This is a genomic window from Pseudomonas sp. TH10 (assembly GCF_016651255.1).
GTDB lineage: Bacteria > Pseudomonadota > Gammaproteobacteria > Pseudomonadales > Pseudomonadaceae > Aquipseudomonas.
This window is the reverse complement of sequence record NZ_JAEKEG010000055.1, coordinates 1-25,925: the sequence shown is the minus strand read 5'-3', so window position 1 is coordinate 25,925 and position 25,925 is coordinate 1. Positions and strand designations below refer to the sequence as shown.

At 60.6% G+C, this 25,925-nt stretch carries 21 protein-coding genes and 1 pseudogene; 2 read left to right on the top strand and 20 right to left on the bottom strand.

Translation table 11 applies throughout. The features are described from left to right. Nucleotides 1-1,362, top strand: a pseudogene (locus JFT80_RS08760) (methyl-accepting chemotaxis protein); the annotation flags it as partial. Between the two features lie 154 nt (nucleotides 1,363-1,516). On the opposite strand, the gene JFT80_RS08755 reads toward JFT80_RS08760, so the two are convergent. From JFT80_RS08755 to hutC, 19 genes are all read right to left on the bottom strand, one after another. After that, nucleotides 1,517-2,251, bottom strand: a complete 735-nt coding sequence (locus tag JFT80_RS08755; RefSeq protein WP_201147610.1) for an amino acid ABC transporter ATP-binding protein — start codon at nucleotides 2,249-2,251, stop codon at nucleotides 1,517-1,519. Next, entirely contained in the window at nucleotides 2,244-2,822 is a 579-nt protein-coding gene (locus JFT80_RS25425; RefSeq protein ID WP_374091338.1) for an amino acid ABC transporter permease, read from the bottom strand. The genes JFT80_RS08755 and JFT80_RS25425 overlap by 8 nt, the downstream gene beginning before the upstream one ends. Then, a complete protein-coding gene (locus tag JFT80_RS25420) occupies nucleotides 2,794-3,207 on the bottom strand; it encodes a hypothetical protein (protein WP_374091337.1) in 414 nt (137 codons plus the stop codon). Before JFT80_RS25420 ends, JFT80_RS25425 begins: the two co-directional genes overlap by 29 nt. Nucleotides 3,208-3,366: 159 nt before the next feature. Next, on the bottom strand, nucleotides 3,367-4,164 hold the full coding sequence (locus JFT80_RS08745; protein ID WP_201147609.1) for a transporter substrate-binding domain-containing protein: 798 nt from the start codon (nucleotides 4,162-4,164) through the stop codon (nucleotides 3,367-3,369). Nucleotides 4,165-4,448: 284 nt separating this feature from the next. Continuing rightward, a complete protein-coding gene (mdoH, locus tag JFT80_RS08740; RefSeq protein WP_201147608.1) occupies nucleotides 4,449-7,019 on the bottom strand; it encodes a glucans biosynthesis glucosyltransferase MdoH in 2,571 nt (856 codons plus the stop codon). Further along, entirely contained in the window at nucleotides 7,012-8,832 is a 1,821-nt protein-coding gene (locus tag JFT80_RS08735; RefSeq protein ID WP_307833065.1) for a glucan biosynthesis protein G, read from the bottom strand. Before JFT80_RS08735 ends, mdoH begins: the two co-directional genes overlap by 8 nt. A 276-nt stretch (nucleotides 8,833-9,108) precedes the next feature. Beyond that, nucleotides 9,109-9,546, bottom strand: a complete 438-nt coding sequence (gene dtd / locus JFT80_RS08730; protein WP_201147607.1) for a D-aminoacyl-tRNA deacylase — start codon at nucleotides 9,544-9,546, stop codon at nucleotides 9,109-9,111. Then, nucleotides 9,543-10,514: a prolyl aminopeptidase gene (pip, locus tag JFT80_RS08725; protein ID WP_201147606.1), complete on the bottom strand. Its 972-nt coding sequence runs from the start codon at nucleotides 10,512-10,514 to the stop codon at nucleotides 9,543-9,545. The genes dtd and pip overlap by 4 nt, the downstream gene beginning before the upstream one ends. A 276-nt stretch (nucleotides 10,515-10,790) precedes the next feature. Continuing rightward, complete coding sequence (gene hutG, locus JFT80_RS08720) at nucleotides 10,791-11,594, bottom strand: N-formylglutamate deformylase (protein WP_201147605.1); 804 nt, start codon at nucleotides 11,592-11,594, stop codon at nucleotides 10,791-10,793. A gap of 10 nt (nucleotides 11,595-11,604) precedes the next feature. Then, nucleotides 11,605-12,810: an imidazolonepropionase gene (hutI, locus tag JFT80_RS08715; protein ID WP_201147604.1), complete on the bottom strand. Its 1,206-nt coding sequence runs from the start codon at nucleotides 12,808-12,810 to the stop codon at nucleotides 11,605-11,607. Between the two features lie 196 nt (nucleotides 12,811-13,006). Then, nucleotides 13,007-14,539 carry a histidine ammonia-lyase gene (hutH, locus tag JFT80_RS08710; protein WP_201147603.1) on the bottom strand — a complete coding sequence of 511 codons (1,533 nt, stop codon included), beginning with the start codon at nucleotides 14,537-14,539 and terminating at the stop codon, nucleotides 13,007-13,009. 118 nt (nucleotides 14,540-14,657) lie between these two features. Continuing rightward, on the bottom strand, nucleotides 14,658-16,181 hold the full coding sequence (gene hutH, locus JFT80_RS08705; RefSeq protein WP_201147602.1) for a histidine ammonia-lyase: 1,524 nt from the start codon (nucleotides 16,179-16,181) through the stop codon (nucleotides 14,658-14,660). 163 nt (nucleotides 16,182-16,344) lie between these two features. Continuing rightward, complete coding sequence (locus JFT80_RS08700) at nucleotides 16,345-17,175, bottom strand: glycine betaine/L-proline ABC transporter ATP-binding protein (protein ID WP_201147601.1); 831 nt, start codon at nucleotides 17,173-17,175, stop codon at nucleotides 16,345-16,347. Further along, a complete protein-coding gene (locus tag JFT80_RS08695) occupies nucleotides 17,172-18,023 on the bottom strand; it encodes a proline/glycine betaine ABC transporter permease (protein WP_010464518.1) in 852 nt (283 codons plus the stop codon). The genes JFT80_RS08700 and JFT80_RS08695 overlap by 4 nt, the downstream gene beginning before the upstream one ends. An 83-nt stretch (nucleotides 18,024-18,106) precedes the next feature. Continuing rightward, entirely contained in the window at nucleotides 18,107-19,075 is a 969-nt protein-coding gene (locus JFT80_RS08690) for an ABC transporter substrate-binding protein (protein ID WP_201147600.1), read from the bottom strand. A 70-nt stretch (nucleotides 19,076-19,145) separates the two neighbouring features. After that, on the bottom strand, nucleotides 19,146-20,618 hold the full coding sequence (locus JFT80_RS08685) for a cytosine permease (protein WP_201147599.1): 1,473 nt from the start codon (nucleotides 20,616-20,618) through the stop codon (nucleotides 19,146-19,148). 165 nt (nucleotides 20,619-20,783) lie between these two features. Beyond that, complete coding sequence (gene hutU, locus JFT80_RS08680; protein ID WP_201147598.1) at nucleotides 20,784-22,466, bottom strand: urocanate hydratase; 1,683 nt, start codon at nucleotides 22,464-22,466, stop codon at nucleotides 20,784-20,786. Between the two features lie 397 nt (nucleotides 22,467-22,863). Then, nucleotides 22,864-23,433 (bottom strand): HutD family protein, encoded by a 570-nt coding sequence (locus JFT80_RS08675; RefSeq protein WP_201147597.1) that lies wholly within the window; start codon nucleotides 23,431-23,433, stop codon nucleotides 22,864-22,866. A gap of 9 nt (nucleotides 23,434-23,442) precedes the next feature. Beyond that, complete coding sequence (hutC, locus tag JFT80_RS08670) at nucleotides 23,443-24,153, bottom strand: histidine utilization repressor (protein ID WP_162130175.1); 711 nt, start codon at nucleotides 24,151-24,153, stop codon at nucleotides 23,443-23,445. A 145-nt stretch (nucleotides 24,154-24,298) separates the two neighbouring features. Here hutC and JFT80_RS08665 point away from each other — a divergent pair, with 145 nt between their 5' ends. Continuing rightward, on the top strand, nucleotides 24,299-25,663 hold the full coding sequence (locus JFT80_RS08665) for a formimidoylglutamate deiminase (RefSeq protein ID WP_201147596.1): 1,365 nt from the start codon (nucleotides 24,299-24,301) through the stop codon (nucleotides 25,661-25,663). Between the two features lie 122 nt (nucleotides 25,664-25,785). Here the strand turns inward: JFT80_RS08665 and JFT80_RS08660 are convergent. After that, nucleotides 25,786-25,925, bottom strand: a 140-nt coding sequence (locus JFT80_RS08660; protein ID WP_201147595.1) for a lipocalin family protein, incomplete at its 5' end; no start/stop codon positions are given.

Genomic DNA, 25,925 nt, shown 5'->3' with positions numbered 1-25,925 from the left:
CGGCTACACCTACAGCGGCAAGGCCGAAGCCCAGCAACCGGCGCTGGACGCCATCGACACCGCCCTGAAAAGCCTCGGCAGCCTCGCGGCGAAACTGCCTGAGCAGCACCTCGCCAACCTGCAACAGGCTACCGAATCGCTGAAGGCCTACCGCGCCGCAGTCAGCCAGTTCCGCGACTCCCAGGTGGCAACGCTACGGCGCTCACGCGCATGACCGCTCAGGGCGACATCCTGATCGACCTCAGCAAGAAGCTGACGGCCTCGCAGACCATTGTTCGCGACACCGATGCCGCGCACGCCAAGAACTTGTTGCTGCTGGCCACCCTGCTCGCCCTGGCCTTCGGTCTGCTGGCGGCCTGGGCCATTACCCGCCAGATCGTCATACCCCTGAGCCAGACCCTCAAAGTCGCCGAACGCATTGCAGCCGGCGACCTGACCCACAATCTGGTGTCTCGCCGCCAGGACGAACTGGGCCAGTTGCAGCGTGCTATCCAGAGCATGACCCAGGGCTTGCGCGAGTTGATTGGCGGCATCAGTGATGGCGTCACGCAAATCGCCAGCGCCGCCGAGGAGTTATCGGCCGTGACCGAGCAGACCAGCGCCGGGGTCAACAATCAGAAGATCGAGACCGACCAGGTGGCAACCGCCATGAACGAAATGGCCGCGACCGTGCAGGAAGTCGCACGCAACGCCGAGGAAGCTTCGGAAGCCGCCGTGGCCGCTGACCAGCAAGCCCGCGAGGGCGACAAAGTGGTCGGCGAAGCCATCGCGCAGATCGAGCGTCTGGCGGTTGAAGTGGGTCACTCCACCGAAGCCATGGGCGAACTGAAACGCGAAAGCGACAAGATCGGCAGCGTCCTCGACGTGATCAAATCGGTGGCCCAGCAAACCAACCTGCTGGCCCTCAACGCGGCGATTGAAGCGGCGCGTGCCGGTGAAGCCGGACGTGGTTTTGCCGTAGTCGCCGACGAAGTACGCAGCCTCGCCCAGCGCACGCAGAAGTCCACCGAAGAGATCGAAGAGCTGATTGTCGGCCTGCAAAACGGCACTCAGCAAGTCGCAACGATCATGGACAACAGCCGCACCCTGACCGACAGCAGCGTTGAGCTGACCCGTCGCGCCGGCGGTTCGCTGGAAAGCATCACCCGCACGGTGTCGGCGATTCAGGCGATGAACCAGCAGATCGCGGCAGCAGCTGAACAGCAGAGCGCGGTGGCGGAAGAGATCAACCGTAGCGTGCTGAATGTGCGCGATGTGTCGGATCAGACGTCGGCGGCGAGTGAAGAGACCGCGGCGTCGAGCGTTGAGCTGGCACGCCTGGGGACGCATCTGCAGATGCTGGTGGGTCGCTTCAAGGTTTGAGGTGATTCATCCACCTCGGTTCGCTGTGGACCGAGGTGATGCTATCGCTGGCAAGCCAGCTCCCACAGGATTTGTGTCGAACACAAAGGTTGTGTTCAACCTGCTCACTGTGGGAGCTGGCTTGCCAGCGATGGCGTCCGACGGGACGCCGCAGTTACAAAACCTGACGCAGGAAAGCTTGGGCGCGTGGATCCTTCGGCGCATCAAAGAACTCTGCCGGCGCGGCATCTTCGAGCAATTTGCCGTGATCGAAAAACAGCACCCGATCCGCCACTTCCCGGGCAAAGCCCATTTCATGGGTAACGCAGACCATCGTCATGCCTTCCATGGCCAGGTTCTTCATCACGTCCAGCACTTCGCCGACCATTTCCGGGTCGAGCGCCGAAGTCGGTTCATCGAACAACATAACCTTCGGTTCCATCGCCAGCGCCCGCGCAATGGCCACGCGCTGCTGCTGACCACCGGACAGGCGCGACGGAAACTCGTTGGCCTTCTGCGCAATCCCGACCTTTTTCAGCAATTCCATGGCCTTCGCCTCGCGCTCTTTCTTGCCGCGCTTGCGCACGACTTTCTGCGCCAGACAGAGGTTTTCCAGCACGGTCATGTGCGGGAACAGATTGAAATGCTGAAACACCATGCCGACTTCACGGCGGTAGGCATTCACGTCGGTTTTCGGGTCGGCCAGTTGCAAGCCGTCGATGCTCACCGAGCCTGAGTCGAATTCTTCCAGGCCGTTGAGGCAACGCAGGAAGGTCGATTTGCCGGAGCCGGACGGGCCGATCACCACCAGCACTTCACCCCTGGCCACTTGCGTGGTGACGTTATCCACCGCGCGCACCACTTGCCCACGGGTGTCGAAGACTTTTACCAGTTCGCGGACTTCAATCACTTTGCGCGAGCCTCCGCTCAAGCCGGCTGGCGATTTTCGACAGCGGCAGGTTGATCAACAGGTACAGGCCGGCGACGCAGAACAGAATCTCGAACGGCGAGAACGACGTGGTGATGACTTCACGGCCGCTTTTCAGCAGCTCGGTGATAGCGATCACCGACACCAAGGACGTGTCCTTGACCAGACTGATGAACTGCCCGGCCAATGGCGGCAACACGCGTTTCAAGGCTTGCGGCAGCACTACATGGCGCATCGACTGGCCGGCACTCAGTCCCAGCGAGCGCGCCGCTTCGTTCTGCCCACGGGCAATCGACTGCACGCCGGAACGGATGATCTCGGCGACATAAGCGCCGGTGAACAGCGACAACGCGGCGATCCCGGCGAACTCGCGGGACAGGTTCATCACCGTGCCGATGAAAAAGTAGAAAATGAAGATCTGCACCAGCAACGGTGTGCCGCGCACCAGCTCGACGTAAATGGTCGAAAGGTCACGCAGGGTCGGGTTGCTCGACAAGTCTGCACAGCCCGGTTGACCAGGCCAATCAGCAGGCCGAGCAATCCCGGAGACCACCGACAGCCACAGCGTCGTCCACAAGCCCCCACAACAGCGGCCCTGCCGCCCAATGGCGAGTCACGCCCACAACATCGCCTTCTGCCACGTCATCGCCCTGGGCGACTTGCAGGCTGTTGTCATCGACGATCAGGTGCTGCTCGTCGCCACCGTCGTTGCGCAGGGTGACTTCAGCCTTGTCACCCTTGCGCACCAGTTCGCTGACGGTGGAAATGTCGGCAGCACGCTGGGACTCTTCGGCGTGGTAGGCGAAGTACTGCGGCACACGGTTCCAGCGCCATTCGTAGGACATCAGCGAGGTGGCGTAGTACAAGGCGCCGGCCAGGCCGATCAGCACCAGCACGGTTAAAACGTGCCAGGGCCATTGGGCTTTTCTCTGTTTCATCTGTTTTACAGTTTCCGAATTCTGTGTCGCCTGGAAGGGCCCCATCGCGGGCAAGCCCGCTCCCACAGGATTGGCGTGCACAAAAAATTTGTGGGCGGCGCCAAACCTGTGGGAGCGGGCCTGCTCGCGAATGGGGCGACGCGGTCTGGCTGACCGGCGTTATTCCATGTCCTTGAGCCACTCGGTGCTCTTGAACCACTTGTCATGGATGCGATCGTAGGTGCCGTCTTCGTGGATCTGGTGCAGGAAGTTGTTGATGAAGTTGAGGCTGTCGTAATCACCCTTCTTCAGGCCAAAGGCCAGCGGCTCGTAGGTGAACGGCTTGTCGAGGAATACCAGCTTGCCGGCGCCGACCTTGTTCACCGCAACCACGTTGTACGGCGCGTCATAGATAAACGCGTCGGCCTTGCCGTTGACCACGTCGAGCACGGCTTCCTGCTCGTTGTCGTAGCCGTGGTACTTGGCTTTGGAGATCAGCTTCCTGGCGACCATTTCGCCGGTGGTGCCGAGCTTGGAGGTGATGCGGTAGTCAGCAGTGTTCAGGTCTTTGTACGACTTGATGGTGCCTTCCAGCTCCTTGCGGATCAGCAGGGTCTGGCCAACGACGATGAACGGTTCGCTGAAGTTCAGGCGCAGGTTACGCTCCTGAGTCAGGGTCATGCCGCTGCCGATCATGTCGAACTTGTCGGTCATCAGCGCCGGGATGATGCCGTCGTAACCGGTCGAAACCAGCTCTAGCTTGACGCCCATGGCTTTGGACATGGCTTTGAGAATGTCAACTTCGAAGCCGATGATTTCGCCGCGCTTGTTGGTCATTTCGAACGGCATGTAAGTCGGATCCATACCGACTTTCAACGTACCGCGTTTGACCGCGTCATCGATTGCGCCAGCCTGCGCCGCATTGACTGCAACCAGTGCCGTGACGCCGACCAGCAGCATCGACAGATACTTCTTCATCTTCAAGTCCCCAAAACCATTGCGTTTGCGGCGCGCAAACAGCAGATTTCCCTGGGGAAACCGACAGATACGAACAGAAAGTTGTCCGGGCGCACCAATTCGGGGACGGATGCTATCGCAGCCTTGAGGGATTTGTTAGACGCAAAAGCAAAGATCGTCCGACCGCGGCCCGAGCCTGCGGCAGTTCCTAAAGGTTATCCAGTAGGAGCTGCCGCAGGCTCGAGCGCTGTCGGACGATCTTGTAAAGCAGGCGCTTACTTCAGTAAGCGGCGCTTTGCACTACATCAGGCCAACTGAGGCTGCGCACTCAGCGGTCGCAGCGGCAGCAGCGGCGCATGCGGATCGGCTTTCACCGAAGCCCGCCATGCATCCAGCCACTCGGCGTGACCCTCTGCCCAGACCAGCTCGTGCAGTCGCGCCAGAGCCACCGGATCGCTCAGCAGTTGCAGGCGATCATGGTTGCTCAGCGCCGCCGGGCCAACCTTCAGGGCGTGACGCACACGCTCCTGACGCAGCCACTCGATCGGCTCAGCCTGACCGTGACGGGACGTCGCCAGCGAGCACGCCAAAGCGTTCTGCTGTGGATCGACCACCGCACGGACAAAGCCGTCGTTGAGCGCGTGCCAACGGTTTTCATGGGTGTACTTGTCGGTGTCCAGCAGTGCCTGTGGCGGATTGTATTCCTCAGGGATCAGGAACAGGCTCTCGTCACGGGATTTCAGACCCAGGCCGACACGGCTGGAGATCACCGATACCGGGATCGACAGCATCAGCGAACCGACGATCGGCACCAGCCACCACAGGAAGCTCGGGTTCAGCCAGACCACCAGCAGCGCCCAGCAGAAGCCCAACAGGGTTTGCGGGCCGTGACGCTTGACTGCTTCGCTCCATGGCGTCGAGTCGTCGTCACGCTGCGGCGAGTTCCAGGTCGCCGCCCAGCCGAGGAACGCGGCCAGTACGAAACGGGTGTGGAAAATCATCCGCACCGGCGCCAGCAGCATGGAGAACAGCATCTCCAGCAGCATCGACAGGGTCACCTTGAACTTGCCGCCAAACTCTTTCGCGCCCTTCGCCCAGATCAGGATGATGCTCAACAGTTTCGGCAGGAACAGCAGCACGATCGTCGTCGAGAACAGCGCAATCGCCTTGTCCGGGTGCCATTGTGGCCACAGCGGATAGAGCTGACGTGGCTCTAGGAAGTATTGCGGCTCCATCAGTGTGTTCACCGCCAGCAGCGCGGTCGACAACACCAGGAAGAAGAACCACAACGGCGCCGACAGGTACGACATCACGCCCGTCAGAAACACCGCACGGTGTACCGGGTGCATGCCTTTGACCAGGAACAGGCGGAAGTTCATCAGGTTGCCGTGGCACCAGCGACGGTCACGCTTGAGTTCATCGAGCAGGTTCGGCGGCAGTTCTTCGTAGCTGCCCGGCAGGTCGTAGGCAATCCACACACCCCAACCGGCACGGCGCATCAGCGCGGCTTCAACGAAGTCGTGCGACAGGATCGCCCCTGCAAACGCGCCTTTACCCGGCAACGGCGCCAGGGCGCAGTGCTCGATGAACGGCTTCATGCGGATGATCGCGTTGTGGCCCCAGTAGTGCGATTCACCCAGCTGCCAGAAGTGCAGACCGGCGGTGAAAAGCGGCCCATAGACTCGCGTGGCGAACTGCTGCATGCGTGCATACAGGGTGTCCATGCCCGACGCACGTGGCGCGGTCTGGATGATCCCGGCGTCCGGCGTGGCTTCCATCAAGCGCACCAGACTGGTCAGGCACTCGCCGCTCATCACCGAGTCGGCGTCGAGCACGACCATGTACTTGTAGTCACCGCCCCAACGACGGCAGAAGTCGTCGAGGTTGCCACTCTTGCGTTTCACCCGACGGCGACGGCGGCGATAGAAAATCTTGCCGAAGCCCTTGGCTTCGCGGCAGACGTCGAGCCAGGCCTGTTGTTCGGCGACGCAGATGTCGGCATCGTTACTGTCGCTGAGCACGAAGAAGTCGAAGCGATCGAGGTCACCTGTGGCCGCTACCGATTCGAAGGTCGCCCGCAACCCGGCAAATACCCGCGGCACGTCTTCGTTGCAGATCGGCATCACCAGCGCAGTGCGCGCGTCCTTGGCGATCGGCTCATTACCCGCGCTTTTACCGGAAATACGGTACTTGTCGTGGCCGGTGAGCAGCTCGAGGAAGCCCATCAGCGCGGTCCAGAAACCAGCCGAAACCCAGCAGAACAGAATCCCGAACAGAATCAGGATGCTGGTTTGCAGCGCATACGGCAGCACTTGCGTGGCTGTTTGCATCAGCGGTTGATGCAGGACTTCATCGAGATCGACGAACGACCAGCCCTGGTACGGCATGATGCCTTTCATGTACCAGCCGGCGACGATGGTCTGGCCGAGCATCAGCACCAACAGAATGTAGCGACGGATCGAACCGACAGTGCGCCAGCGCGCCGCCGGCAGGACGTTTTCGTCTTTCGGCGGCTGTGGCGGGTTGGTGCGACCGGTCAGACGGCGCCAGCCACGCACCAGAATATTGGTGCGCCACGGCTCCGGTACGACCTTGGTGCGACGAATCGGCGGCGTGGCCTTGAGGCTGACGCGGCCGCTGGCGTCGAGCGCCAGCATTTCCGCTTCTTCCAGCTCTTCGGCGGTGCTCAGGGTCAGGCGCTTGCCCACCGAAGCCTGGGCGGCCTCGGCAGGAGCGTCGAACGTTGACGACGACAGGCGTTGATGCAGCTCGCTGAACGACTGGCAACCCGCGAGTTCCGCGCGTTGCTCGTCGGTCATCGGCAGATGCGCCAGATACTCGGACAGAGTCTCTGGCTGTACTTGAGAGTTACTCATCGGCAGGCAACTGATAGCTCCAGGTCTCGGTCAGGACTTCTTCAGTCGGTGCCGATTCCGGTGTGGCTGGGGCCGCGTCCGCAGCGGCTGGCTGCTTGGCGTCTTTGTTGGCCTTGTCCTTGGCATCTACGGCTGGCTTGGCGTCGGCCTGTTTGGCCTCGGCTGCCTTGGCTTCCTTGGCTTCCTTGTCGAGTTTCTCTTGTTGCTTGGCGGCGACCTTGTCGGCCTTGGCGACAGACGAATTGGACGCCGGCACAGATTTCGCCAGATCAGCGGTTACGACAGGCTGAACCAAGGCAGCACGCATCTCGGTCGACTTGCTCGCGTCCTTGATTTTCATCCGCAGGGTCAAACGCCAGCCCTTGGTTTCAGGGTTGTAGCGCACGCTGTTCTCGACCAGTTCGGCGTTGTCACCGACGCTGACCTGGCTGCGAACGTCAGTCTCAGGCGGCAGGGCTGCCAGCGACGGGCCTTCGAAGTCCACCAGGTAGGCAACGCTGCCGTCCGGCTGACGGATCAGGTTGGACTGCTTGACGTCACCGGTGGAACGCAGGGTCTGGCTGACCCAGGCGCTATCGGGTGCGTGCAGCGCCGCTTCGTCGATCGTCCAGTGCAGGCGATAGGCGACATCCAGCGGCTGGCCTGGCTCAGGCAGTTTTTCCGGACTCCAGAACGCCACGATGTTGTCGTTGGTTTCATCGGCAGTCGGGATTTCCACCAGGTCGACAGAACCCTTGCCCCAATCGCCTTTTGGCTCGATCCAGGCACTTGGACGCTTGTCGTAACGATCGTCGAGGTCTTCATAGTGGCTGAAGTCGCGGCCACGTTGCAGCAGGCCGAAACCACGCGGGTTCTCGACGCTGAAGTTGCTCACGGCCAGGTGCTTAGGGTTGTTCAGCGGACGCCAGATCCACTCGCCGTTGCCGGCATGAATCGACAGACCACTGGAGTCGTGCAGTTCACGACGATAGTTGAGGACTTTCGACGGCTGGTTGGCGCCAAAGAGGAACATGCTGGTCAGCGGCGCAATGCCCAGTTTGCCGACCTTGTCGCGCAGGAACATCTGCGCCTTGACGTCGACGATGGTATCGCTGCCCGGACGCAGGGTCAGGCGGTAGGCACCGGTCGCACGCGGGGAGTCGAGCAGCGCAAAGATCACCAGGTGCTTGTCACCCGGTTTTGGCTGTTGAATCCAGAACTCGGTGAAACGCGGGAATTCTTCGCCCGACGGCAGCGCAGTATCGATAGCCAGGCCACGCGCCGACAGGCCGTAGGTGTGGCCCTTGCCAACAACGCGGAAGTAACTCGCGCCGAGCATGGTCATGATTTCGTCTTGCTTGTCGGCCTTGTTGATCGGGTACAGCACACGGAAACCGGCATAACCCAGCTGTTCGGTGGCTTTCGGATCGAATTTCAAGTCGCCGAAATCGAAGCGCGTCGGATCGTATTTGATCTCTTCGACGGTGTTCGCCGTGATTTCGTTGATTTTCACCGGCGTATCGAAGTGCATACCCTGGTGATAGAAGGAGAGCTTGAACGGGGTCTTCTGATCAGCCCACTCAGCCTTTTCGGTGAGGAAGCGGATTTTCTGATAGTCCGCGAACTTCATGTCGCGGAACTCGTTCGGCAGATTGCTGCGCGGGGCTTCGAACTTCTGCCCGGCCAGTTCTTTAGCCTTCGCCGATACATCGTCAAGATTGAACGCCCAAAGCTGGCCGGCGCTGAGCAGGCACAGGAGCGCCGAGCCCGCTACCAGAGCACTTCGCACGCGTTTGGCAGACAATTTTGCTGCATTACAGGGACTAACAATCACGAGCAACCCTCGCCGAAAACAGATCAAAAAACCAACGGCCAGCTATCTATATGCCAGGTTGGCGAGCATTGTTCCGACTCCGCTGGGGCAAAATGATTCCCCAATCGGATCCGGACAAGTCTCTACCTAAGTCAAAATGGACCAACGAACGCTGATCCCCGTAGCGCGCGATTATCTAGTAGCCCGCATGACAACGCATCAGGGGTAACAAAGTATTTATCGCGAAAAATGCCTGTTTTCAGTCGAAAAGCCCTAGAAAAGATGTTTCAAGCGCTTTCATGTCTGTAACAGGAAGGTTACCGGACCATCGTTGACCAGGTGCACCTGCATATTCGCGCCGAATCTACCTGATGCCACAGTGCCATGCATCTGTTTCGCTCGGTTTAATAGATAGTCGAACAATTCCTCGCCCAGGGCTGGAGGGGCCGCTGTCGAAAAACTCGGTCGCAGCCCGCTTTTTGTATCGGCGGCCAGGGTGAACTGAGAGACCAGCAGCAACCCACCACCCACATCGGCCAGGGACAAGTTCATCTTGCCCTCGGCGTCATTGAATACCCGATAGTTAAGCAGCTTATGCAGAAGTTTGTCGGCGCTGGCATGCGTGTCGTCGGGTTCGACCGCCACCAGCACCAGCAAACCCTGGTCGATTGCACCGACCACTTCACCCTCCACCTCGACTCGCGCGCTGCTCACGCGTTGCAGCAGAGCCTTCATGCTTCTTCAGGCGACAGGTCGAGCATGCGGCGCGCCATCAGATCGGCGGCGCGCACCAGCGCATCGGTAATGCCCGGCTCGGAGGCGGCATGGCCGGCGTCACGAATCACCTGCAGTTCACTGTTCGGCCAGTTCTGGTGCAGTTCCCAGGCGTTATCCAGTGGGCAGATCACGTCGTAGCGGCCATGAACAATCACGCCGGGCAGATGGGCGATCTTGCCCATGTCGCGGATCAGTTGGTTAGGCTCGAGAAAAGCGTTGTTGGTGAAATAATGGCACTCGATCCGGGCGATCGACAAGGCTCGCTGGGGCTCCGAGAAGCGGTCGACGACCAGTGGGTTCGGGCGCAGGGTCGCAGTCCGGCCTTCCCAGGTGGACCAGGCCTTCGCCGCGTGCATCTGGGCAATCTGGTCATTGCCGGTCAGACGCCGGTGGAACGCGCCGAGCAGATCCTCACGTTCGTCCAGCGGGATCGGTGCAATGTAATCCTGCCAATAGTCAGGGAATAACCGGCTGGCGCCCGCCTGATAGAACCATTCGATTTCCTGCGGCCGGCAGAGAAAAATCCCGCGCAGGATCAGGCCGTGAACACGTTCCGGATGGGTCTGCGCATAGGCCAGCGCCAGGGTAGAGCCCCATGAGCCACCGAACAGCACCCATTTGTCGATGCCCAGGTGCTTGCGAATTCGCTCCAGGTCGGCGACCAGATCCCAGGTGGTGTTGTTTTCCAGGCTGGCGTGGGGCGTGGAGCGACCACAGCCACGCTGGTCGAAGGTGACAATGCGATACAGGTTCGGGTCGAAGTACCGACGGCTCTGGGCATCACACCCGGCGCCGGGGCCGCCATGGATGAACACAACCGGCAAACCCTCCGGTGAACCGCTTTCGTCGACGTACAGCGTGTGGGTGTCATCGACAGCCAGATCGTGCCGGGCGTGAGGTTTGATCTGCGGAAACAAAGTCTGCATTGCGCGCTCCGTAAAGGGTCGAGGTCATCCCTGGGGGGACTTCTATTTATTCTGCCGTTGGGCATCATAAACCCGATTTACGTCAATGAGCATGCTCCGGGACAGTGGTTGTTTCCAGAAGAGGCATTTCAGCAGTCCTGATCACTCTGTAGGAGCTGTCGAGTGAAACGAGGCTGCAATCTGTTGATCTCAAAAACCAGATCAAAAGATAGTCAGAACGCGGCCCGAGCCTGCGGGATCGCGATGGGCGTTGCAGGGTTAGGCCCTTGCACCGGGTTATGCGTTGTAGTGCTTTGCGCCCCACGCCAGCAACCCTTGCAACAGTTCCTTGAGGACCACCCGCGTCGGCTCGGCCAGGTCGGCGCGATAGCGGAACGGTTCGAACTCTTCCATGTAGGTGCTCTGGCACAACTCCAGTTGCACTGCGTGGATGTTCTCGGCCGGGTTGCCGTAATGACGGGTAATGTGACCGCCCTTGAAGCGGCCGTTGAGCACGTGGCTGTAATCGTCGTGGCGCGCGCAGATGGCTTCCAGCTGCGTAGCGAGTTGCGGATCGCAACTGGCGCCATTGAAGGTGCCCAGGTTGAAGTCCGGCAGTTTGCCGTCGAACAGGTGCGGGATGATCGAGCGGATCGAATGCGCATCGAACAGCAGCGCATAACCGAACTCGGCGTTCAGTCGCGCCAGTTCTTCCTGCAAAGTGCGGTGATACGGCGTCCAGATCTGTTCAAGATAAGTCGCGCGCTGTTCTTGCGAAGGCTCATGTCCTTCGCGGAACAACGGGATGCCATCGAACAGCGTCGCCGGGTACAGGCCGGTGGTCGCGCCGGTGTACAACGGTTTGTCGTCGGACGGCCGGTTCAGGTCGATGACGAAACGCGAATACTCGGCAGCCAGCGTACTGGCGCCCAGCGCTTCAGCGAAGTCATAGAGCTGCGGAATATGCCAGTCAGTATCCGGCAGGCTTTTCGCGTCGGCGATCAGCCCGGCCTCGACCTCCGGGGTCAGGCGCAGGCCGGCGTGCGGCATGCTGATCAGCAGCGGCACGCGACCTTGTTTGAAGCTCAGAACCTTATCCACAACCGCTCTCCTACAGACTTGATTCGACGCCGTGACGGACGACGCGTTTATCCAGATCACCACCGAGCCAGTAGGCCAGATCCGCCGGACGATCAATCTGCCAGGCAACGAAATCCGCCACCTTGCCGACTTCCAGTGAACCGTGTGTATCGGCCATGCCCAATGCCTGCGCGGCATGAAGGGTCGCGCCGGCCAGCGCCTCTTCCGGAGTCATGCGGAAACAGGTGCAAGCCATGTTCAACATCAACCGCAACGACAGCGCCGGCGAGGTGCCCGGATTGAGGTCGCTGGCGATGGCGATCTTCACTTTGTGCTTGCGCAAGGCTTCCATCGGCGGCAACTGGGTTTCGCGCAGGAAATAGAACGCGCCCGGCAGCAACACCGCGACGGTGTCGGCTTCGGCCATGGCGATGGCGTCGGCCTCGTCCATGAACTCCAGATGATCGGCCGACAACGCCTTATAGCGCGCGGCAAGGCTGGAGCCGTGCAGCGACGATAATTGCTCGGCGTGCAGCTTCACTGGCAGGCCGAGCTCCTGAGCTGTAACGAACACACGCTCGACCTGCTCTGGCGAGAACGCCAGGTATTCGCAGAACGCATCGACCGCGTCCACCAGGCCTTCGGCGGCCAGGGCCGGAAGCATTTCAGTGCAGATGTGCTCGATGTAATCGTCGGCGCGATCCTTGTATTCCGGTGGCAACGCGTGGGCGGCCAGACAGGTGCTGCGCACGCTGATCGGCAGCTCTTTTTCCAGGCGACGAATCACTCGGAGGATCTTGCGTTCGTTGGCCAGATCGAGGCCGTAGCCGGACTTCATTTCCACCGTGGTGACGCCGTCGCGCATCAGGCTTTTCAGGCGCTTGGCCGCGCTGGCGAACAGCTCGTCTTCAGTCGCGGCACGGGTGGCGCGCACAGTGCTGGCGATGCCGCCACCGGAGGCTGCGATCTCGGCGTAGCTGACGCCCTGCAAACGTTTTTCAAACTCGCCGCTGCGGTTCCCGCCGAACACCGTGTGGGTGTGGCAGTCGATCAGGCCGGGGGTGACCCACGCGCCTTGCAGGTCGTTGACCGCCGGGTATTCGCCGGACGGCAATTGATCACGCGGGCCGATCCACTCGATGAGCGCACCGGACGTGACGATGGCCGCATCCTCGATGATCGAGTAGACGCCTTGCGCCATGGTTGCGACGTGGCAGTGTTGCCAGAGGGTTTTCATCCCGAATCTCCATCAAATTCAAAATCGAATCGCTGGCAAGCCAGCTCCCACAGGAACAGTGGTGGATACATAACATGCACACCACCCAAATCCCTGTGGTACCTGGCGACTGCCAGCCCCACAGCAACGGTGGTGGATACATGACATGCACACCACACAAAACTCTGTGGGAGCTGGCTTGCCAGCGATGAGGCCCTTACAGGCTCGGCAGCAACTTCACCGAGACCAGATCATTCAAACAACGCGTCGCCAACAACTCAGTCGCCGCGTTGATGTCCGGCGCAAAGAACCGGTCCTTCTCATAAAACGCCACTTCAGCACGCAAAATGGCGCGAGCTTTTTCCAGCTTCGCCGAAGTCTTCAATCCTTCACGCAAATCCAGGCCCTGGCACGCTGCCAGCCACTCCACCGCCAGCACCCCACGGGTATTCTCGGCCATTTCCCACAGACGCTTGCCCGCAGCCGGCGCCATCGAGACGTGGTCTTCCTGGTTGGCCGAAGTCGGCAGGCTGTCGACCGAATGCGGATGGGACAGCGCCTTGTTCTCGCTGGCCAGCGCCGCCGCCGTCACCTGGGCGATCATGAACCCGGAGTTGACACCGCCATTGGCCACAAGGAATGGCGGCAGTTGCGACATGTGCTTGTCCATCATCAGCGAAATGCGGCGTTCACTCAGGGAACCGATTTCAGCGATGGCCAGGGCCATGTTGTCCGCAGCCATGGCCACCGGCTCGGCGTGGAAGTTGCCGCCGGAAATCACGTCGCCTTCGGCGGCGAACACCAGCGGGTTATCCGACACCGCGTTGGCTTCGACGGCCAGCACTTCGGCAGCCTGGCGCAATTGGGTCAGGCAGGCGCCCATGACTTGCGGCTGGCAGCGCAGGGAGTATGGGTCCTGGACCTTATCGCAGTTCTGGTGCGAGTCAGACACTTCACTGCGCTCGCCGAGCAAATCGCGGTAAGCAGCAGCGGCGTCGATCTGGCCTTTTTGCCCGCGAGCGGCGTGGATGCGTGCGTCGAATGGCGAGCGCGAACCCAATACCGCTTCAACCGTCAGGCCGCCCAACGCGATAGCGCCGGCGAACAGGTCTTCACCCTCAAACAGGCCGCGCAGGGCGTAGGCGGTGGAAACCTGCGTCCCATTGAGCAGCGCCAGACCTTCTTTCGCCGCCAACGTCAGCGGCGTCAGGCCGGCCACTTTCAGCGCTTCAGTGGCTTCCATCCACTCGCCCTTGTAGCGCGCCTTGCCCTCGCCCAGCAGCACCAGCGACATGTGCGCCAGCGGCGCCAAGTCACCGGATGCGCCCACCGAACCTTTCAGCGGAATGTGCGGATAAACCTCGGCGTTGATCAGCGCAATCAGCGCGTCGATCACCACGCGGCGGATCCCGGAGAAACCGCGGCTAAGGCTGTTGACCTTGAGCACCATGACCAGACGCACCAAGTCATCGCTGATCGGCTGGCCAACGCCAGCGGCGTGGGACAGCACCAGCGAACGCTGGAGGTTTTCCAGGTCTTCGCTGGCGATGCGTGTAGAGGCCAGCAGGCCGAAACCAGTGTTGATGCCGTACGCGGTGCGGTTTTCGGCGAGGATCTGCTCGACGCAGGCAACGCTCGCTTCGATCTGCGCAGAAGCGCTGTTGTCGAGCGTCAGCTTGACCGGGTGCTGGTAGACGTCACGCAATTGGGCCAGGCTCAGTTGGCCAGGGATCAGGTTAAGCGCAGTCATTTAAATGCTCCTTTTGAGACATTGTTATTAACTTGCCATTCGCTCCGGAGCATTCCGTTATCCGTCGCTTTCTGCCTTTTGGGCATCCGGCGCCTTGGCACGCTGGCAGGGTAGTTTTTCAGTGCAAATTCGATAGAACGTTGTGCAGCAAATTCGGGGTTTTCAACACGCTCGCCGCCGCGGCGATGTCCGGCGCCAGCCAACGATCCTGATCGTAGGCCGGGACCTTTTCACGCAGCAGTCGCCACGCCACATCAGTGCCGGCGCCGAAGCGTTGTTCCTTGAGGAATTCAAACGCCTGCGCCGCCAGCAGATATTCGATGGCGAGGATCTGCGTGCAGTTTTCCAGCGCCCGATGCAGCTTCAGCGCGGCGTTGGTGCCCATGCTCAAGTGGTCTTCCTGCAAGCCTGACGTGATGTAGTTGTCGAGCACAGCCGGTTGCGCCAATTGGCGGTTTTCCGCACACAGCGAGGCGGCAACGTATTGCACGATCATCATCCCGGAGTTCACCCCCGGGTTGGCCACCAGAAACGCCGGCAGACCGCTGACGTGCGGGTTGACCAGACGATCGAGACGACGCTCGGCAATCGACCCGATTTCGGCCATGGCAATCGCCAGCAGATCCGCCGCCATCGCCACCGACTGCCCGTGCGGGTTGGCCTGCGACATAACTCGGAAATCATCCGGCGTGCCCAGCAGCAGCGGATTGTCGGTGCAGCCATTGAGTTCGGTTTCGATCTGTTTGATCGCGTGCGCCAGTTGATCGCGCGCGGCGCCGTGCACCTGCGGGATCGAACGAATGCTCAGCGCGTCCTGAGTACGAATGCCTTTGCTCGACGCGATGACTTCACTGCCGTCGAGCAACGCGCGCAGATTAACGCCGACCTGCTGCATGCCCGGATGCGGTTTCAACGCGATGATCTCAGCGTCGAAGGCATCGATCTGGCCGCGCTGAGCTTCGAAACTCATTGCGCCGATGACGTCGGCCCATTGCAGCAAACGCGTCGCGTCGGCAATCGCCAGACAGCTGAGGCCGGTCATGCACGGCGTGCCGTTGACCAGGCATAAACCGTCCTTCGCGCCGAGTTGCACCGGTTGCAGGCCCTCTTCGGCCAATGCCTGTTGTGCAGAAGTCATCTGCCCGCGATAGCTGACATTACCGACGCCCAACAGCGTGATGCCGATGTGCGCCATGTGCGTCAGGTAACCCACCGAACCTTGCGACGGCACTTGCGGGGTGATGCCGCGATTGAGCAGCGCCAGCAATGCCTCGACGACGCGGCGATGAATGCCGGATTTGCCGTGGCTGTAGTTGTGGATCGCGGCGCAGATGATCGCGCGGGTCTGCTCGTCGGCGAGTACCGGGCCGACGCCGCAGGCGTGGCTGAGCAGCGTGTTGCGCGAGAGTTGGCTGAGTTGTTCGTCTTGCAGCGAGACATTGGACAAACCGCCCAGACCGGTGTTGACGCCATAGGCACGCTCGCCGCTTTCGACGATGCGCTGGACGATGGCCTGGGCGTTTTCGATGCGCGCCCAGGTGCCACTCGACAGCTCAAGTTGAGCGCCATGACGAGCCACGGCGACGACGTCTTGCCAACGCAGCGGCGCACCAGTGATAACGATTCTTTCAGCCTGAGACATCTAAAACCTCATACCTGAATATTGATGCAGCATCGCCGACGCCATCGCTGGCAAGCCAGCTCCCACAGGTTCCGAGGTGTGCACACAAACCGTGGAACAAACCCCATCCCTGTAGAAGCAAGGCTTGCCCGCGATGGGGCCAGCACTTACACCGCAAATATCTTCAAACCACCGCTGCACGCCGCTGCACAAACCGGTCGACGTACTCATCCGCCGGCGAATGCAGAATCTCGCGGGGCGTGCCGACCTGGATCAATTTCCCATCCTTGAGAATCGCAATGCGATTGCCGATACGCACGGCCTCGTCGAGGTCGTGGGTGATGAAGACGATGGTCTTGTGCAGAGTCTTTTGCAGTTCCAGCAACTGATCCTGCATTTCCGCGCGGATCAGCGGATCGAGCGCACTGAACGCCTCGTCCATCAGGATGATGTCAGTGTCCGCCGCCAAGGCCCGGGCCAGGCCGACACGCTGGCGCATGCCGCCGGAGAGCTGGTGCGGATATTTGTTTTCGTAGCCCTTGAGGCCCACGGTGTTGATCCAGTGCAGCGCCCGTTCCGAGCACATTTGCTTGCTCTCGCCGCGCACCTTCAAGCCGTAGGCTACGTTGTCGAGGACGGTCTTGTGCGGCAGCAGGCCGAAGCTCTGGAACACCATGCTGATCTTGTGCCGGCGAAATTCGCGCAGGGCTTCCATGTCGTATTGCAGGATGTCGACGCCGTCGACGAGGATCGCGCCGCTGGTCGGGTCGATCAGGCGATTGAAGTGGCGCACCAAGGTCGATTTGCCCGAGCCGGACAAGCCCATGATCACGAAGATCTCGCCAGTGCCGATGCTCAGCGACAGGTCGTTGACCCCCACCACGCAACCGGTCTCGCTCAACACCTGATCCTTGGTCTTGCCTTGGCCGACCATCGCCAGCGCATCCTTGGCGCGGTTGCCGAAAATCTTGAAGACGTTTTTGACTTCGATCTTGCTCACGGTTGCGTTGTTCATTTGCTCACCTCATGCCGTGGCCGACCGTACGCCTGAGTAATGCGGTCGATGACCACTGCGAGAATCACGATCGCCAGACCGGCCTCAAGACCGCGCCCGACGTTGAGGGTCTGAATCCCCACCAACACATCTTCACCCAGACCACGGGCGCCGATCATCGAGGCGATCACCACCATCGACAGGGCCATCATGGTGGTCTGGTTGATCCCGGCCATGATGCTTGGCAAGGCCAGCGGCAATTGAACGCCGAACAGTTGCTGCCAGCGGTTGGCGCCGAACGCGTTGATCGCCTCCATCACTTCGCCGTCGACCTGACGGATGCCCAGGTCGGTCAGGCGAATCAGCGGTGGAGCGGCGTAAATGACCGTGGCGAAAATCGCCGGCACCTTGCCCAGACCGAACAGCATCAGCACCGGGATCAGGTACACGAAACTGGGCATGGTCTGCATGATGTCGAGCAATGGCATCAGCACCGAACGCAGACGATTGCTGCGCGCCGAGAGGATGCCCAGCGGTATGCCGATCAGTACCGATATCACCGTCGCGACCATCATCAGCGCGAGGGTTTGCATCAGCTTGTCCCAGAGACCGACGGCGCCGACCAGGAACAGCAAGCCAACGATAACGGCAGTGGTGACGACCTTGCGGGTCGCATGCCAGGCAACGCCCGCCACGATCGCCAGCATCAACCACCACGGCGCCGCGCGCAGCAGGCCTTCAAGGTTGACGATGGCCCACAGCAGGGTGTCGGAGATATGGCGGAACACATCACCGTAGTTGGTGACCAGCGAATCGACCCAACCGTTGACCCAGTCGGCGATGGAAAAGGTAAAGCTTTCGGGAAACATAAGCGGCTCTCAATCAGAAATCTCAATCAAGCGTTTACGGCATATCTCCCGGCCAGCCTCGCGGTTAGCCGGGAGGTATCGACCTACAGCGCCGCGTCGATTTTCTTGGCTGCGTCGTCACTGACCCACGCATGCCAGACCTCAGGATGTTCCTTGAGGAAGATTTTCGCCAGTTTTGGCGACTCGATACGTTCCTTCGCCATGCGGCCCAGGTTCTGGTTCAGCAGGTCGATCGGCAGGTTGACCTTTTCCAGCACCGCGACCAGTTCCGGCGCCTGTTCGTGGAAGGTTTTCGACAGGCCGACCTTGATGCTCACAGACTTGTCGACGCCCGGTTTTTCTTCGAGCTTGACCAGATCGACCTGGCCCATCAGCGGGGTTGGCGACCAGTAGTAGAACAGGATCGGCTCGCCACGCTTGTAGCTCGACAACACTGCCGCATCGAGTGCCGGGCCAGTGCCCGGACGGAAGTTGGTGTAGCTGTTTTCGAGGCCATAGCTTTTCAGCATTTCGCTGTTGTCCAGCTCGCAGGTCCAGCCGGCCGGGCAGTTGTAGAAGCGGCCCTTGGATGGCTCCTCGGCATCCTTGAACACCGCTGAGTATTTGCCCAGGTCAGCGATGTTTTTCAGGTCCGGGGCTTTCGGCTCCAGCTTGCGCTTGGCGTCGCCTTCGATCACGTAGCGCGGCACGTACCAGCCTTCCACTGCGCCAACCACCGGTGCGCCGACACCGACAACCTTGCCGGCCTTCTCGGCCTTGTTCCAGACTTCGCTGCGGCCGACCCACTCTTCGGCGAACACTTGAATGTCGTTGCTGCTCAGGGCGTTTTCCATGGTGATGGAGTTGCCTGGCAGGCTGTCGGTCTTGCAGTCGTAACCTTTCTCCAGCACCACTTGCAGAACGTCGGTCAACAGCATGCCGCTTTCCCAGTTCAGGCCGGCGAATTTCACCGGTTTGCCCGATTCGCACCAGCCAGCCGCCTGAGTGGCGCCGGCGCTGGCAAGCAGGCCCATGGAAAGCAATGCGGTCAGCAGGGTCTTGTTCGATTTCATTGTCGTGACGCTCCTAATCATGAATTGGGCTTACGGCAGTCAAGAGGCATCCAGCCCTGTCCACGTCCAATCAGGCCTGCGCCGCAGCGCGACTGGCCCCGCTTTTTTCAGGTTGTGCATGGCTGTTCTGCTCGACCGGCAGAATCAGTTGATCGGGTACGGCGCTGTGCCATTTTTTTGCGCACACGTAATAAACGGCGGCGGGAAACACCAGACCGATGATCCAGGAGATATCCACATCACCCAGCGCTGCCACCAGCGGACCGGTGTAGAACTTGGTGGAGATAAACGGCAGCTGCACCAGCACGCCGAACACGTAGACACTGATACCGAGCAGGTTCCAGCGCCCATAGCGACCGTTTGGATCGGCCAGCGCCGGCACGTCATAACGCTCGCGGGTGATGCAGTAGTAGTCGACCAGATTGATCGCGCTCCACGGGGTGAAGAAGGCGAGCAGGAACAGGATGAAAGACTTGAATGCACCGAGGAACGAGTGCTGACCGAGCAGCGCGATCAGCGTCGCTGTGCCAACGATCACCAATACGAATACCAGACGCTGCATGCGCGTGACGGTCACGTGGCCTTTGAAACCACTGATGATGGTCGCGATGCACATGAAGCTGCCGTAGGAGTTCAGCGTCGAGATGGTCACCTTGCCGAACGCGATGCTGAAATACAGCAGCGCAGCGGTGGCACCGGTGCCGCCCAGACCAACGATGTAGGCGACTTCGTGACCGGCGAATTGACCGTTGGCGGAGGCTGCAGCAAAGACACCGAGGATCATCGCCACTTGCGCGCCCACCACCGAACCTGCACCGGCGGCAAAAAAGGTTTTTACCGCCGAGGTGTTGCTTGGCAGGTAACGGGAATAGTCAGCCACGTAAGGGCCGAACGCGATCTGCCAGGAGGCCGCGAGCGATACCGCGAGCAAGAAGCTGCTCCAGCTGAAATGACGAATTTGCAGGAGTGCGCCGACGTCGGTCTGGCTCATCAAACGCCAGAACAGAAACACGAAGGCGATCACGCCAATAACACTGGCGACACGGCCGATCCAGTGGATCACGCGATAACCGAGCACCGTCACCAGCACAATCACGCTGGCAAAAATCAGGATGCCAACGCTGTCGCTGACGTTAAACAGCTGGCCCAGCGCCTGGCCGGACAGTACCGTGCCCGTTGCGGTGAAGCCCAGATACATCAAGCACACCAGCACGATCGGGATGGCCGCGCCATACACGCCGAACTGCACGCGGCTGGAGATCATCTGCGGCAGACCGAGCTTCGGCCCTTGTGCCGCATGCAGCGCCATCACGCCGCCGCCGAGCAATTGACCGATCAACAGACCAATCAACGACCAGAACACATCGCCGCCCAGCACCACGGCCAGGGCCCCGGTGACAATCGCGGTGATTTGCAGGTTGGCACCCATCCACAGGGTGAACTGGCTAAACAGACGACCGTGTCTTTCCGCTTCCGGGATGTAGTCGATCGAACGCCTTTCGATCAACGGTTTGATGCTTGCACGATCGGTGTTAACAGCCATGATTCAACCTCTGTGGATTGTTATTCGGTGTTGTTGTGATCTCTACAGGAGCTGCCGAGTGAAACGAGGCTGCGATCTTTTGATCTTGATCTGCGGCGTCAGTAACGACGCCAAAGATCGCAGCCTGCGGCAGCTCCTACAGGTTGGCTCAAGCCAAAGCCGACTTTATTTACCGGTAATCATCGGCAGGTTCAGGCCCTGTTCCTTGGCGCAGTCGATGGCGATCTGGTAACCGGCATCGGCGTGACGCATGACGCCGGTGGCCGGGTCGTTGTGCAGCACGCGCGCAATGCGCTCGGCCGCTTCGTCCGTACCGTCGCAGACAATCACCATGCCCGAGTGCTGCGAGAAGCCCATGCCGACGCCGCCGCCGTGGTGCAGGGAAACCCAGGTCGCACCGCTCGCGGTGTTCAGCAAAGCGTTGAGCAGCGGCCAGTCGGACACAGCGTCGGAACCGTCCTGCATCGATTCGGTTTCACGGTTCGGGCTGGCGACCGAGCCGGAGTCGAGGTGGTCGCGACCGATCACGATCGGTGCCGACAGCTCGCCGCTGCGCACCATTTCGTTGAATGCCAGACCGAGCTTGGCGCGCAGGCCCAGGCCGACCCAGCAGATACGTGCCGGCAGACCCTGGAAGCTGATGCGTTCGCGCGCCATGTCCAGCCAGTTGTGCAGGTGGGCGTCGTCCGGGATCAGCTCTTTTACTTTCGCATCTGTCTTGTAGATGTCTTCAGCGTTACCCGACAGTGCCGCCCAACGGAACGGACCAATGCCACGGCAGAACAGCGGACGGATGTAGGCCGGTACGAAGCCAGGGAAGTCGAAGGCATTCTCCACACCCTCTTCCTGGGCCATCTGGCGGATGTTGTTGCCGTAATCGAAGGTCGGAATACCTTGCTTCTGGAACTCCAGCATGGCTTTGACGTGCACGGCCATCGACTGCTTGGCGGCTTTGATCACAGCGGCCGGTTCGGTCTTGGCGCGGGCACGGTATTCGTCCCAGGTCCAGCCGGCTGGCAGGTAACCGTTCAATGGATCGTGGGCGCTGGTCTGGTCGGTGACCATGTCCGGGCGCACGCCGCGCTTGACCAGTTCCGGCAGGATTTCTGCCGCGTTACCCAGCAGCGCGATGGAGATTGCTTTGCCTTCTTTGGTGTATTTGTCGATGCGCGCCAGGGCGTCATCGAGGTCTTTGGCTTGCTCGTCGACATAACGGCTTTTCAGGCGGAAATCGATGCTGACCTGCTGGCACTCGATGTTCAGCGAGCAAGCGCCGGCCAGGGTTGCAGCCAGAGGTTGTGCGCCGCCCATGCCACCGAGGCCGGCGGTCAATACCCACTTGCCGGTGAGGTTGTCGTTGTAGTGCTGGCGACCGGCTTCAACGAAGGTTTCGTAGGTGCCTTGGACGATGCCCTGGCTGCCGATGTAGATCCAGCTGCCGGCGGTCATCTGGCCGTACATGGCCAGGCCTTTGGCGTCGAGTTCGTTGAAGTGCTCCCAGCTCGCCCAGTGCGGTACGAGGTTGGAGTTGGCGATCAGTACGCGCGGTGCATTGCTGTGAGTCTTGAACACGCCGACCGGCTTGCCGGATTGCACCAGCAGGGTCTCGTCGTCGTTCAGGTTGGTCAGGCTTTCGACGATTTTGTCGTAGCACTCCCAGTTACGTGCGGCGCGACCGATACCACCGTAGACCACCAATTCTTTCGGGTTCTCGGCGACTTCCGGGTCGAGGTTGTTCATCAGCATGCGCAGCGGCGCTTCGGTCAGCCAGCTCTTGGCGGTCAGCTTGTTGCCGCGTGCGGCACGGATTTCTACGTCACGAAACTTAGTGGTTTTGTTGTCAGTCACGAAAAAGACTCCTCAGCGATCAATTCAAACCAACCCTGGCAGTGGGCAAGCAGCCTGTGCGCGTCGTTGCGCGACAAGCGAATCAGTGGACGCTGCGGACTTATACGCATACGTCTTTACTTGTACATACAAGCATATGCAATCAAGCGGCCAACTTGTTGGAGGGGTGATCAAGAAAAATCCTGAACGGGGCGCAGAGCCTGTAGATCAAGGGCTTTGAGGAAGATGAAATTTTTCGCGAGGATTTTTCGAGAGAGGGATAGCTTGTTACTTCAACCGGGACTTGCGCCACGCTGGGGCGTTCGGTAACAAAGTGGTGCGCGATTTGGAACGTTGAAAAGCAAAAAATCGTCCGAAGGCTCGGGCCGCGATCGGACGATCTTTTAAGGATTGCGAATCAGCGTGCGATCAGTTCGATCACACAGCACGGCCCGTTACTGAAGACTTCCATTAAACCGGCATTCCCATCAAGTTGCAGGCAATCATGGCGCCCCAACTGCGCGTCACTGTTACCAACCGTCACTTGCAGCGCTTCGGCCATGCTGAACACCAGCACCGTCCCCGCCGAGCTGAAGAATCGCTGCTCGCCGTCCAGCCACTGCAACCGCGCGCGGTAACGCTGCGGTGCATAGATCAGGTTGAAATCGCGAATCGCACCGCCGAGCAGCGTGCAGGAAACCTGGCTTTCACCGCTGAAGGCAAAGGGGTCGAGCGGTAACAACGGCCGCGTATCCTCACCGTCAACGCACAGGGTCATGCCGTCACCCTGCAGCACAGTGATTACCCGCTGATAACCGGCGAACGTCGAAAAACCGCCCGACTCGGCGATGTCGGCAATCGACAGGCGCCAGCCGAAACCGTCCAGCCCTGCCCCTGCATCACGGGTGATTTCCTCTGTGCTGCCGCCGCCGTTTTTCCACGGCATGCGCGGGTAGCCTTCGGCGCGTAAAACCTTCAAACCATTCATTTGTGCTCTCTATTTATGGAACCGCCCTTCCAGACGATGACGAGAACCCGGGTGAATCAAACGTGCAGCGGTCACCGGCTGACGCCCCGACCACGTACGGCGACGTATCAGCAGGCACGGCTCACCCTTCTCGATCTGCAACAACTTGCATTCGGACGATTCAGCGAGGATCGCTTCAACCACGTGCTCACCCTCGGTCAGCGGCGCGACCTGATTGAGATAGGCGTAAGGCGTTTGCAGGGTGAAGTCCTGCTTGAGGTATTCCGGGGCGACCAGCGCGTTGACGAAACGGTCTTCGATTTGCACCGGGATGTCGTTTTCGTAATGGACGATCAGCGAGTGGAAAACCTTCTGCCCTTCACGCATGTCCAGCGCCAGCGCGCGCTCGGAACCGGCAGCCTCTTCTTCGAGGGTGATCACCTGGCAGGTGTGGCGATGGCCACGGGAGGCGATTTCGTCGGCGATGTTGTGCACTTCGAACAGCGCAGACTGGCTCTTCGGCTCAGCCACAAAAGTACCGACGCCTTGCATGCGCACCAGCAGACCGTCGGCAGTCATCTCGCGCAGCGCGCGGTTGATGGTCATGCGGCTGAAACCGAGCTGGTTGACCAGCTCGCTCTCGGACGGCACGCGGTAGTGCGGCGGCCAGTTACCGCTGTCGATCTGCTGAGTGATCATCTGTTTGACGCGGGCGTACAAGGGCGCCGGACTGTCGCCCATGTTCGCGGCCAACGGGGAAACTGGAGGCGGAGTCGGCACGGTTGATCCTTGTTCGTCGGTAGAGGTTGCTAGCTTGCCGGAGTTTACCGGGCAGGCAAACGTCTGTATATGTATATACAAATAACACACGATGGGGTGCTGAACCATGTCCGCTTTCTTTGCCGAACGCGCGCTGCTGCCTAACGGATGGGCCAACAATGTACGTCTTGAGGTCAGCGCCGATGGCCTGCTGACCCAAATCCAGGCCAATTCCACCGCAGATGGCGCCGAACGGTTGAGCGGTCCGTTACTGCCGGGGATGCCCAACCTGCATTCCCACGCCTTCCAGCGCGCAATGGCCGGTCTGGCTGAAGTGGCCGGCAACCCCAACGACAGTTTCTGGACGTGGCGCGATCTGATGTATCGGCTCGTCGGCAAAATCAGCCCGGAGCAACTTGGCGTCATCGCCCGTCAGCTGTACATCGAAATGCTCAAAGCCGGTTACACCTCGGTGGCCGAATTTCATTACGTGCACCACGACACCAGCGGCCAGGCCTATGCCGATCCTGCAGAACTGGCGCTGCGTATCAGCCAGGCGGCGGCGTCCGCCGGCATCGGCCTGACGTTGTTGCCCGTGCTCTACAGCCATTCCGGCTTCGGCGGCCTGGCGCCGAACGAGGGTCAGCGGCGCTTTATCAACAGCACCGAGAACTACCTCAAGCTGCAGTCGCGCCTGCAGCCGATCCTGGCCGGGCGGCCGGCGCAGTCCCTGGGTTTGTGTTTCCACTCGTTACGCGCCGTCACGCCCCAGCAGATCAGCGAAGTACTGGCCGCCAGCGACACCCAATGCCCGGTGCACATTCATATTGCCGAGCAGCAGAAGGAAGTCGATGACTGCCTGGCCTGGAGCGGTCGTCGGCCGCTGCAATGGTTGTACGAAAACACCGAGGTCGACCAACGCTGGTGCCTGGTCCACGCGACCCACGCCAACCCTGAAGAAGTCACGCTGATGGCCAAGAGTCGCGCCATTGCCGGGCTGTGCCTGACCACCGAAGCCAATCTGGGCGACGGGATTTTCCCGGCCGTGGATTTCCTCGCGCAGGGCGGACGCATGGGCATCGGTTCCGACAGCCATGTGTCGCTCAGTGTGGTCGAGGAATTGCGTTGGCTGGAATACGGTCAGCGTCTGCGCGATCAGCGGCGAAACCGTTTGTATGGCGCGGATCAGCCGATGGTCGGCCGTACGCTGTACGACGCGGCGCTGGACGGTGGCGCTCAGGCATTGGGGCAGCCGATTGGTGCGCTGGAAGTCGGCAAGCGTGCGGACTGGATCGTGCTCGATGGCAATGACCCGTATCTGGCGACCGCCAGTGGCGACGGGATTTTGAATCGCTGGTTGTTTGCTGGCGGGGACCGTCAGGTGCGCGATGTGCTGGTCAACGGTCAGTGGGTGGTGCGCGATGGCCGGCATGCCGGGGAAGAGGACAGCGCACGCGCCTTCACCCAGGTCCTGCGCGACCTTTTAGGCTGACACATAACCAAATGTAGGAGTGAGCCTGCTCGCGATGAGGCCGTCATATCCAACAGAAATATTGGCTGACAGACCGCTATCGCGAGCAGGCTCGCTCCCACAGTTTTGATCTTCGGTGCCCGCTAGTTCGAAGTCTTGGCCATTTGCGTATCGGACGCACGCCAGATCAATCGGGTGGTGTCATACCCCTGCTGTCGCGCCTTGCTCAGCAGCTCTTCGCGCGTTACGCCGTTGACGGTGGGACTGCGTGACAGCAGCCACA

Excerpts from the sequence above, each read along its gene's own strand:
- JFT80_RS25420 (WP_374091337.1), bottom strand. The coding sequence starts at position 3,207 with ATGAAACAGAGAAAAGCCCAATGGCCCTGGCACGTTTTAACCGTGCTG.
- JFT80_RS08745 (WP_201147609.1), bottom strand. The coding sequence starts at position 4,164 with ATGAAGAAGTATCTGTCGATGCTGCTGGTCGGCGTCACGGCACTGGTT.
- mdoH (WP_201147608.1), bottom strand. The coding sequence starts at position 7,019 with ATGAGTAACTCTCAAGTACAGCCAGAGACTCTGTCCGAGTATCTGGCG.
- dtd (WP_201147607.1), bottom strand. The coding sequence starts at position 9,546 with ATGAAGGCTCTGCTGCAACGCGTGAGCAGCGCGCGAGTCGAGGTGGAG.
- pip (WP_201147606.1), bottom strand. The coding sequence starts at position 10,514 with ATGCAGACTTTGTTTCCGCAGATCAAACCTCACGCCCGGCACGATCTG.
- hutI (WP_201147604.1), bottom strand. The coding sequence starts at position 12,810 with ATGAAAACCCTCTGGCAACACTGCCACGTCGCAACCATGGCGCAAGGC.
- hutH (WP_201147603.1), bottom strand. The coding sequence starts at position 14,539 with ATGACTGCGCTTAACCTGATCCCTGGCCAACTGAGCCTGGCCCAATTG.
- hutH (WP_201147602.1), bottom strand. The coding sequence starts at position 16,181 with ATGTCTCAGGCTGAAAGAATCGTTATCACTGGTGCGCCGCTGCGTTGG.
- JFT80_RS08700 (WP_201147601.1), bottom strand. The coding sequence starts at position 17,175 with ATGAACAACGCAACCGTGAGCAAGATCGAAGTCAAAAACGTCTTCAAG.
- JFT80_RS08695 (WP_010464518.1), bottom strand. The coding sequence starts at position 18,023 with ATGTTTCCCGAAAGCTTTACCTTTTCCATCGCCGACTGGGTCAACGGT.
- JFT80_RS08690 (WP_201147600.1), bottom strand. The coding sequence starts at position 19,075 with ATGAAATCGAACAAGACCCTGCTGACCGCATTGCTTTCCATGGGCCTG.
- JFT80_RS08685 (WP_201147599.1), bottom strand. The coding sequence starts at position 20,618 with ATGGCTGTTAACACCGATCGTGCAAGCATCAAACCGTTGATCGAAAGG.
- JFT80_RS08675 (WP_201147597.1), bottom strand. The coding sequence starts at position 23,433 with ATGAATGGTTTGAAGGTTTTACGCGCCGAAGGCTACCCGCGCATGCCG.
- hutC (WP_162130175.1), bottom strand. The coding sequence starts at position 24,153 with ATGGGCGACAGTCCGGCGCCCTTGTACGCCCGCGTCAAACAGATGATC.
- JFT80_RS08665 (WP_201147596.1), top strand. The coding sequence starts at position 24,299 with ATGTCCGCTTTCTTTGCCGAACGCGCGCTGCTGCCTAACGGATGGGCC.